The organism is Stenotrophomonas sp. AS1, assembly GCF_048957655.1.
Taxonomy (GTDB): domain Bacteria; phylum Pseudomonadota; class Gammaproteobacteria; order Xanthomonadales; family Xanthomonadaceae; genus Stenotrophomonas; species Stenotrophomonas bentonitica_A.
In genome coordinates, this window is the sequence record NZ_JARVXM010000012.1 from 1 (window position 1) to 9,181 (window position 9,181).

At 67.7% G+C, this 9,181-nt stretch carries 6 protein-coding genes and 1 pseudogene; 2 read left to right on the plus strand and 5 right to left on the minus strand.

Going from position 1 to position 9,181, the window contains the following annotated elements; genetic code table 11:
• Positions 1 to 237: pseudogene (locus tag PV764_RS20110) on the plus strand (hypothetical protein); the annotation flags it as partial.
• Between the two features lie 146 nt (positions 238 to 383).
• Positions 384 to 1,040: a L,D-transpeptidase gene (locus tag PV764_RS20115; protein WP_026070257.1), complete on the plus strand. Its 657-nt coding sequence runs from the start codon at positions 384 to 386 to the stop codon at positions 1,038 to 1,040.
• Positions 1,041 to 1,323: 283 nt separating this feature from the next.
• On the opposite strand, the gene PV764_RS20120 is transcribed toward PV764_RS20115, so the two are convergent.
• From PV764_RS20120 to PV764_RS20140, 5 genes are all read right to left on the minus strand, one after another.
• Complete coding sequence (locus PV764_RS20120) at positions 1,324 to 2,436, minus strand: ABC transporter permease (protein WP_019186237.1); 1,113 nt, start codon at positions 2,434 to 2,436, stop codon at positions 1,324 to 1,326.
• Entirely contained in the window at positions 2,433 to 3,017 is a 585-nt protein-coding gene (locus PV764_RS20125; protein WP_019186238.1) for an ABC transporter permease, read from the minus strand. Before PV764_RS20125 ends, PV764_RS20120 begins: the two co-directional genes overlap by 4 nt.
• A gap of 307 nt (positions 3,018 to 3,324) precedes the next feature.
• Complete coding sequence (locus PV764_RS20130; RefSeq protein ID WP_019186240.1) at positions 3,325 to 4,797, minus strand: efflux transporter outer membrane subunit; 1,473 nt, start codon at positions 4,795 to 4,797, stop codon at positions 3,325 to 3,327.
• Entirely contained in the window at positions 4,794 to 7,838 is a 3,045-nt protein-coding gene (locus tag PV764_RS20135) for an efflux RND transporter permease subunit (RefSeq protein WP_019186241.1), read from the minus strand. Before PV764_RS20135 ends, PV764_RS20130 begins: the two co-directional genes overlap by 4 nt.
• Positions 7,839 to 7,842: 4 nt before the next feature.
• The gene (locus tag PV764_RS20140) at positions 7,843 to 8,922 is read right to left on the minus strand and encodes an efflux RND transporter periplasmic adaptor subunit (RefSeq protein WP_026070258.1); all 1,080 of its coding nucleotides are present in this window, start codon (positions 8,920 to 8,922) and stop codon (positions 7,843 to 7,845) included.
• Between the last annotated feature and the right edge of the window lie 259 nt (positions 8,923 to 9,181).

A 9,181-nucleotide genomic window follows, 5' to 3' on the forward strand; every position in this document is an offset into this window, starting at 1 on the left:
ACGGCTGCTCAGTGTTGCGCCTGTGTTCGCACGTTCGTATCGGTGCGTTCTGATCTTCGCGTCAGACATTGCCGCGGCGACTCCCGCCTCGACCGCCTCGACACCCAGGTGCAGGGCGCGGCCCAGAGCGCCGAATCCGCCAATCAGGGCGCCCAGCGCGCCAACCAGCGCCTCGACCAGATCGAAGGCCGCGTGCAGCAGCTGGAATCGTCGCCGCGCCGCGTGCCGCGCGGGTGAGCACGCACTCCGCTTGACCGACCGGCGCGGGGATCCGTCGCCTGCGCGGCGCGGATCCCCGCGTTGGATGGTGTTCCGCCCCCGAGGAGCTTCCCATCCGTACTTTCCCCCACTCCCTCTCCCACCCGGGCCGGCGCGCGGTTGCGCTGGCGCTGGCGCTGGCCAGCGTGGGCGCCACCGCCAGCGCGCGCGACGACGGCACCCCGCCGGTGACGTCACTGGACGAACTGCCCCGCGGCCAGGACGTCTCCGACACGGTGATCGAACTGGCCGGCTGGGTCGTCGCCTCCGGCGACAGCCAGGGCTATCCCTTCGCGATCATGGACAAGGCCGCCGCCCAGATCCTCGTGTTCGGCGGCGATGGCCGCCTGCGCGGCGCCGCGCCCGGCCTGTTCGGCTCCGCCGTGGGCGACCACACCGCCCCCGGCATCGCGGGCCTCGCCCTGCGCGAGATCCCCGGCCGCGACCGCACCACCCCGGCCGGCCGCTTCGTCGGCGGCTACGGTCCGTCCATCGATGCCGGCCGCGTGCTGTGGGTCGACTACGACTCCGCGGTCTCGATCCACCCGACCGCGACCGGCGTGCCGGAGGAAAAGCGCCCCGAGCGTCTGGCCTCGCCAACGCCGGATGACAACCGGGTCACCCACGGCTGCATCAACGTGTCTCCGGCGTTCTACGAGCAGGTCGTCAGCCCCACCTTCGCGCGCGGCGGCGTGTTCTACGTGCTGCCGGACGAGGGCTCGCTGGAGGAGGCGTTTCCGGAGTTCGCGGGCGCCGGCACCCGGAAGACCGCCGGCGACTGAGCACCGGTGCGTGGCCGCGCGGCGGATGACGCGGCGTCTCCGGTGCGTCGTCCGCAGCATGAAAAAGGCGACCCGGTCGCCCGGGTCGCCTTTTCGTTACCGCACCCGCCGAAGTCACTTCAGGCCGCGGTTGCGCAGCAGGGCATCGGCGCTCGGCATGCGGACGCGGAAGGCCTTGCAGCTTTCGGCCGGATCGATATTGTCGGCCAGCACATCCAGCGCGCAGACGATCTCCGATACCTGCGCAGAAGCCGCCCCGGCCCCGTGTTCCGTGACCGGCCCGTCAGGCGCCGTCCCGCGCCGGGGCGTAGCGCCATACCGCCAGCGCGCCATACAGCAGTGTCAAAAAAGCGAGGTTGCACAACTCGGGAAGCGCCTCGGCGAAGCTTGCGCCCATCTGGTTGAACTTCACCATCAGGTTGATGCCGGGCGTGGAGGGAACCAGCTTCGCCAGCCACGCCAGGGGCTGTGGCATCGCCACGGCCGGCCATGAGAGCCCGGACAGGAAGAAGAGTGGCAGCGCGGTGACGAGCATCAGCTGGAAGGGCCGTTCGCGGGTGCGGAAGAAACTGCCCGCGAACAGCCCGAACGCCACCACCGCGGCCACGTACAGCGCTCCGCCCACCAGCGTACCGGGCGGATTGCCGCCACGCGGATAGTCCTGGAGCCACATCACCAGACCGTTGTAGTACAGCATGCTGCACACGCCGATCAGCGCGAACGCGGCGGCGATGCCGAGCAGGCCGCGGCGCGAGAACGCCAGCCGACCCAGGCGTTCGCGACGCGTGCCGGCCATGACCAGCATGCCGATCAACAGTGTCTGCTGCACGATCAGCTGTGCCACGCCCGGCACCACGGCGCTGCCGTAACCCTCGCGGGTGTTGAACAGCGGCCGCGCCACCACCTGCAGCGGCGCTGCGCCGGGCGCACCTGCGAAACCTGCCTGCACCACGGCGGCCTCGCGCGCGAACGCGGCGGCGGCCTCGCCCAGGCCCTCGAGCACCACGCCGCCGCGACCGAGGAACGCACCACTGCCGTACAGCGCCAGTTGCCCCTGCCCGCCGCGCAGGATCCCGCGTTCGAACCCCGCGGGCACCACCAGCAGGCCCTGCGCTTCACCACGGGCGATCCTTGGCCGGGCCTCCTCCACCGAGGTCGCATCGCCGACGATCCTCACCGCGCGCACCGCGCCCGCCTTGCGCACCAGGGCGCGGCTCATGGCGCTATGGTCGAGGTCGACCACCAGCACCGGATACTGCGAAGCCACCTGGTGCCGGTAGGCGACCGGGTAGAAGAACGAGTACAGCACCACGGCGCCGATCAGCGTCACCACCGCGTAGCGGTCCGAGAACACGGCGCGCAGAGTCTCCAGGAAGGCGGCCCTGACCTGGTTCATCGCTGCCCCCAGGAGGCCGGATCGCGCGCTCCGCGCGCATACAGGCGCAGCCCCGCGCCGCCGGCCACCAGCACGAACAGCAGCAAGGTCCCCAGCAACGACAGCGAGGCCGTCCATGCCGCACCCAGGTCGAGCTGCTGCGCCTGCAGCTTGAGGTAGGCGGTGAAGGGAAGCAGCTGGCTCCAGACCTGTGCGAACAGCGGCGCTCCCTGCACCGGGAACGTCGCGCCCGAGAACGCCAGCGACGTGCCCGCATACAGTCCGGTCAGCGACAGCGACGTGCCCATATTGCGGGTGGCCCCGACCAGCAGCAGCGCGATGCCGCCGTAGGCCAGGTACATCGCCGCCTGCGCGGCGACCAGCAGTACCGCGCTGCCGGCCACACCGCCGCGGATCGCCGCCAGCCAGAGCAGCGACAGCGTGCCGTAGGCGGTGAACAGCAGCAGGTACGGCGCCAGCTTGCCGGCCACCGCCGGCAGCAGGCGATCGCCGCACTCGGCCAGCCATGTGCCCGCGCTGCCGTCACGCAGTTCGCGCCCGAGCGCGCCCACCATCGCCAGGCAGGCGGCGAGGTGCAGCAACCGGCGAGTTTGCCGAGCCGGAAGATGCCGCAGATATCGATGCGGTAATGCGCGAGATCAAGGCTACGCTGGCCGAGCAGGAGCGCCGCGAGGCCTTGCGCGGGGCCGACGATGCGCCGAAGGATGAGCCGCCGGAGCCGCCATGGATGAGAGGGTAATTGGCAGTCTCTAGCAAGAGCTGGAGACTGCTGGCTCTGCTTCGTTGAGCCGCTTGATCGCCTGGTTTCCCAGGAGGCGAACCAGGCTATCAAGTGACTTGGCAATCGGTTTGGCTAGAGCGACCAAAGGCTTTGGCTTTTCAACGGCTTCACTGTGCCGATTTCTCTGCAGGCCTAGCCGCGGCATCTGCGGCCTCAGCCTGCCACCCACCTCCCAACGCCACATACAACGCCACCTGGGCCGTCGCTAGCTCCGTCCTGCCCTCGAGCGCTTGTCGCTTGGCCTGTAGTGCACCACGCTGGGCGTCCAGCACTTCACTCAGGTTGGCCTCACCCAACTCATAGCTGCGCTGCGCCAGTCGATGCGCACGTTCGCGGTGCTCGCGGGTGCGGCTGAGGGATGCGTGTCGGCGTTGCTGACCAGCCATCCTCGTCAGGCCACGCTCGACTTCCTCCAGCGCACGGGCCAACGCCTGTTCGAATGCGACATAGGCTGTCTCGCCCTCGGCATCGGCAAGGTCGATGGCTGCACCGCGGCGTGGATAGTCCAGCAGCGGCAGGCCGAATGTGGCACCGACTCGGGCGAAGTTCGACGCGCTGGACACTGCATCGCCCAGCGCGAAGCCGGAGCGGCCCACTGCGGCCTGCACCGCCAGCTTGGGAAACAGGTCGCGGCGAGCGGCCAGCGATTGCAGCTCGGCGGCGTCCAGCCGTGCCGCTTCGGCAATCAGGTCCGGACGGCGGCGCAGCAGGTCGATGGGCTGGCCGGGGGCGATGCGCTGTTCGGCCAGTGGCACCGGCGCGTTGGCGGCGAAACGCGCGGCGGTGCTGCCCGGCGGCTCGGCGAGCAGGGTGTCCAGCGCCAGCTGCGCTTCGGCCAAGTGGATATCCAGCTCATCCAGATCGGCTTCCCGCGACGCGCGCTCGGCGGATGTGGCTTCCACATCCAGTCGGGTCACTTCGCCGGCATGGAAGAGCAGTCCGGCGATGCGCTCCAGCTCGCGCGCCACTTCAATGCCTTCGACCAGCAGGGCTCGCTGGCCCTGCAGCGCGCGCATTTGCAGATAGCCCTGCGCGGTGTTCGAGGCAACGGCGAGCCGCGCCGCTACCGTCTGCGCCTCCGCCGAACGCAGTTGCCGGGCCGCGCTGTCACGCCGCGCGCGGGTGGCGCCAAACAGGTCCAGCTCCCAGGTGGCCTGCAAGGCCAGCTCCCAGGTGTCGACGCTGATCACATCATCGTCAGGGATAAAGCCGGCCAGCGGGCTTCCAGGTTCGGCGTCCTGGTCGTTCTCGACCCACTGGCGGCTAGCCGAGCCGGGCAGGTCGAAGCTCGGCAGCAGGCCGGCACGCGACTGGCGCAGCTGAGCCCGCGCTGCGGTGACACGTGCCATGGCCAGGCGCACATCGTGGTTCTGCTGCATGGCGCGGCTGACCAGTGCGGTGAGCTGTGGGTCATCGAACTGGCGCCACCAGGCGGCCAGCGTTTCGGCATCCGCCGCTTGCGCGCCGGCGGCACTGAACCAACCTTCCGGCAGTTGCGGATCGGCATACTGCGGTGCGCTGGAGCAGGCGCTCAGGGCCAGGGCGAGCAGCAGCGGAGCGGCCAGGGCCTTGGCAGTCATGCGGTTTCCTCCGGTCGCACTTTCATGAACAGCAGGTACAGACATGGCACCGCAAGTAGGGTCAGCAGCGTGGCGAAGCCCAGGCCGCCCATGATGGTAACCGCCATGTTGGCGAAGAACGGGTCGAACAGCAGCGGCACCATGCCCAGCACCGTGGTGCCAGCAGCCATCATCACCGGGCGCAGGCGTGACGCCGAGGCCTCGATGATGGCGGTCAGGCGTGGCACTTCGTCATCGATCTGCCGGTCGATCTCGTCCACCAGCACCACGGCGTTCTTGATCAGCATGCCGGTCAGGCTGAGCAGGCCGAGCAGCGCCATGAAGCCGAACGCCTGGCCGGTGAGCAACAGGCCGAAGCTCACCCCGCAGATCGCCATGGGTACCACCAGCCAGATCATCAACGGCTGGCGCACCTTGGCGAACAGCAGCACGGTGACCAGCACCATCGCCAGATAGGGCACTGCCAGCGTACTGGCCAACGCCTGCTGGGCATCGGATGACTGTTCGTAGTCGCCGCCCCATTTCAGGCTGTAGTTGACCGGCAGTTCGATGCCCTCGATCAGCGGACGAATGCGCTCGTGCGCCTCGTTGGTGTTCTCGCCATCCCGCGGCTCGGCGCGAATGGAGATGGTGCGCTCGCGGTCGTAGCGCACGATGATGCTGTCCTCGCTGGTCGGCTCGATGCCGTCGGCGACCTGCGCCAGCGGCACGTAGCCGTTGCCCGCTGGGCTCCAGATCAGCCGCTGCAGCAGGTTGTCACTGCCGATGCGGTCGTCGGGCGCGGCGCGCAGCAGCACTGGGATCAGTTCGTCGCGCTCGCGCAGCAGACTGACCCGCTGGCCCTCGCTGCCGGCTGCGAGCGCGCGGGCCACGGCCTGGCGGGTCAGACCGGCGTCTGCAAGACGATCCAGTGCCAGCTGCGGGCGCAGCACCAGCACCGGCTGGCGCCAGTCGTCGCGCACGTTGAATACCTTGCCCTCATCTTGCAACCGCTTGCGACCCTCGGCAGATATTCTCCGTAGCACGTCGATATCCGGGCCGCTGATGCGCGCCTCCAGCTTGGCCTCGGCATTGGGACCGAACATGAACTGAGCGGCCGTGACGTCAGCCGATGGGTAGCGCTGCGGCAACTCCTGGTTGATCTGCCGCACCAGGTCGTCAATCAAATCCGCATCCTCGGTGCGCACGAGAAAGTGCATCAGCGATGAATTCGGCTGCTCCGGCATGTAAGTGAGCATGAAGCGCGAGGCCCCGGCGCCGATGAAGCTGGACACGCCGCTGACACCCTCCATCTCCGCCAGGTACTCCTCGACGTCAGTCGCGGTGCGCGCGGTATCGCGGATATGCGTGCCCTGGGGCAGGAACAGGTTGACGTAGAACAGCGGCGTACTTGACGGCGGAAAGAAGCTCTGCGGCAGGCGGGTGAAGATCACGGCACTGACCACCGTCAGCACCAGCAGCACGCCGATGGTCAGCCAGGGCCGATGCAGCACGCCACCGGCCAGGCGCCGATAACGGTTGTACCAGGGGCCGTTGTAGGCCGCATCGGGGTCCTCGTCGGTGCCGGCATTGCGCAGCAGGTAATGGCCGAACAGCGGTACCAGCAGCAGGGCCAGCAACCAGCTGAGCAGCAGCGACACGGCAATGACAAAGAACAGCGAGAAAAGGAATTCGCCGGTGGTGTCCTGGGACAGGCCGATCCCGGCGAAGGCGAGAATGCCGATGATGGTCGCCCCAAGCAGCGGCCATTGCGTTTGCTGCAGCGTTTGCTGCGAGGCTTCGAGAATGCTCTTGCCCTGGCGCTGGCGCACCAGCATGCCATCGCAGACCACCACCGCGTTATCCACCAGCATGCCCATGGCGATGATCAGCGCGCCGAGGGAAATCCGTTCCAGCTCGATGCCCACCAGCCACATCACCAGCAGTGTGCCAAGCACGGTGAGGAACAGCACCGCACCGATGATGAAGCCGGCGCGCATGCCCATGGCAATGCACAGCACGCCGACCACGATGGCCACCGAGAGGAACACGTTGAGCGCGAAACTGTTCACCGACTCGTCGACGATCTGGTGCTGTTCATACAGCGGATGCAGGTCGGCGCCCAGCGGCATACGGTGCTCGTTGGCCTGCAGGACAGCTTCGACGCTATGCCCGACCTCGACGATATTCGCCCCGGATACCCCGCTGATGCCGAGCGTCAGCGCCTGCTGGCCGTTGTGGCGAATGATCTGTTGTGGCCGCTCGGCGTATTCTCGCGATAGCTTGGCGATGGCGCCCAGTTCGACCCGTTGTGGCCCTTGGCCGACCGGCAGTGCACGCAACTCGTCGAGAGAATCGAAGGCACCGCTCGGGCGCAGGCGCACAAAGAAGTCGCCGGCATTGACGCCACCGGCATCCACCGCGGCGTCGGTATCGGTCAGGGCCGCGGCGATCTCGTCCGGGGCGACGCCCAGTGCGGCCAGCTGCGCCTGATCGACCTCCACCAGAATGCGTTCTTCCTGTACCCCGGCGATCTCCACTTTGCCGACGCCATCTGCAGTGAGCAGGGCGCGGCGCAGGTCCTTGGCCGTTTCGTGCAGCTCCTTGAGGGTCAGCCCGTCGCCGGTCAGGGCGTAGAAGATGCCGTATACGTCACCGAAATCGTCATTCACCATCGGCGGCTCGATCCCCGGCGGCAGGTCGCCCTGGGCATCGTCGATCTTGTTGCGCAGCTCGTCCCAGATCTGCGGCAGCGCATCGCCATCGTATCGGTCCTGCATTTCCACGCGAATCTCGGCGATGCCCGGCATTGAGCGCGAGCGGATCTCCTTGATCTGCGACATCTGCTGGATGGCGCTTTCCAGCGGCTCGGTTACCTGCTGCTCGACCTCCAGCGCCGTGGCGCCGGGGTATTGCACATTGACGATAGCCTGCTTGATGGTGAATTCCGGATCTTCCAGGCGGCCGATCTCGAAGAAGGCGAGGATGCCGCCGAGCAGGCATATCAGTACCAGAATCCAGATGTTGACCGGTCGGGTGATGGCGTAACGGGCAAAATCCATCGGCTCAGTTCCGCTCCCGCGCTTCGATCGGCTGGTCTTCGTGCAACTTGCTGCCACCTGCTACCACGATTGGCATCTGCGCCTGCAGTGCGTCGCCGCGAATCAGCGCCTGATCGCCATCGACTTGCTGCAGCTGAACCGGATGGCGCCGGGCGCGGCCATCGTCGGCCTGCCAGACGAAGTGTTTGCCGTCGCTGTCGGTCTGCAATGCCGACAGCGGCAGACGGAAGCCGTCATCGTCGGTCTGTGGCCGGGCGGGGCGCTCCAGACTGACGCGCATGGCCATACCGGGCAGCAGGTTGAAATCCTCCGGCGGTTCGCCCTGCAGCACCAGCCGGTAGGTGCGCGCGCCTTCACGCGGCTGGGTGCTGTGTTCCTTGTAGCGCAGCGGCAGGCGCAGGTCGGCGATCACCAGCTCGGCCTCGGCCTTGAGCTCGGGCCCGAGCGGAATGCTCAGTGCTGCGCTTTCCGGCAGATCGACGCTGACCTCGATATGGCGGTTGTCCTGCATCTCGAATACCGGCGTGCCGACCGCGACCACCATGTCCGGTTCGGCGAGCCGTCGAGCCACGACGCCATCGAATGGCGCCGTCAGGGTGCTGTGATCGATATTGCGCTGGGCGCTGTCGCGGGCCACGCGGGCGGCCACCGTGTTGGCCTCCAGCGCCTCGATGGCGGCGGGGGCGAGGATGCCTTCGGCGAGCAGGGTGCGCTTGCGCGCCAGGTCTGCTTCGAGCTGGCGCAGGCGCGCTTCGGCCTCACGCATCTGCAGGCGATAGTCGGTGCGGTCCAGCTGTGCGAGGGCTTGCCCGCGACGAACACGAGTGCCTTCGTCGATCAGGATGCGCTCGATGCGGCCAGCCACCTCGAAGGACAACTGGGTGGTGGTCACACTGCGCACTACGCCGGAAAAGCGCAGCGCCTCGGCCTTCGGCTCGGCCGGCTGCAAGGGCTCGACCAAGGCCACGCGTGGTGGCTCGGGCGCCGGCTCGGCCTCCGAGGAACAACCGCCGAGCAGCGGCAGCGCACAGACGATGATCGTCAACCAGGCCTTGGACACTGGGAAAGCTGGCGTTGACGTCATCGGGGCTCCTGTCTGATTGGCGGTTATAGCGGTGTGGCACGCGCTAGGACTGACAATAGAGTCCAGTGCCAGCGCAGGAGTTCGACAGCAATGTGTTGCGAACGGCGTGACTGAACAGTCGATTTCTGCCAGAGCTCTGCCGGGTATAGGAAGTTCAACCGCCCTTTTTTGCGAGTCTGGCAGGTAGGAAGCGGCCGCGCAAGCGCCGCTTTGGGCACAGATCGGGCACAGATCGGGGGTTCATGCGTGGGTTTTCGAC